At 40.9% G+C, this 606-nt stretch carries 1 protein-coding gene; it reads right to left on the minus strand.

Features of this window, described 5'->3' with window-relative positions; all coding sequences use genetic code 11:
* On the minus strand, nt 1–560 hold a 560-nt coding region (locus ACVBIO_RS21605), incomplete at its 3' end, for an IS4 family transposase (RefSeq protein WP_447173431.1).
* Nucleotides 561–606 lie beyond the last annotated feature (46 nt).

Consider the following 606-nt stretch of genomic DNA (forward strand, 5'->3'; position numbering starts at 1 on the left):
GTTCTATTTCTAAAACGCCCCACGTAATCCCAATTAAGTGACAAGATTTGCTTAAACCAAGGGATGCGAAAACCAGCATCAGTTACGATGATAGGCTTGCAATCATTGGGCAGCATAGCCTTTAATTTTGTCATAAATAATAGGTGCGTTTTTGGCTTCTCTTTCTTATTAAGTGGATGTATCTCTTCGTAGAGTGTTAAAGACCGCCCCTGGGCTGCAAGGGATGCTCGGATGAGAAAGTGTTGCTTTCGGTCATCAAGATCTGACCAATCGATATGAATAATTGGCTGCTTCATTGTCCCGACTAACAGGTAAGCCATACGGGTATAAATGAACTCGATATCACGATGTAAATTGGCGTTACTACAAAGCCTGTCTACACGTTTAATCTTATGTTTTTCCAAGGCATTACTATCAACTCCGCGACCAAGTCCAGTGATTGATAGGGAACCGCCATTCATAGAGCTTTCGATTGCAGAAAACAAACTCTGTCGTCGAGTTTTGTGCATTAATGGGGTGACAAGAGAAAGGCATTTTGATAAAACTTGCTTTGCATTCATGGCATTTACTCGTGGTAATTTTTGTTTGGCGATAAATTTGATCACC

The sequence above is a fragment of the Shewanella sp. 0m-8 genome, assembly GCF_052977265.1.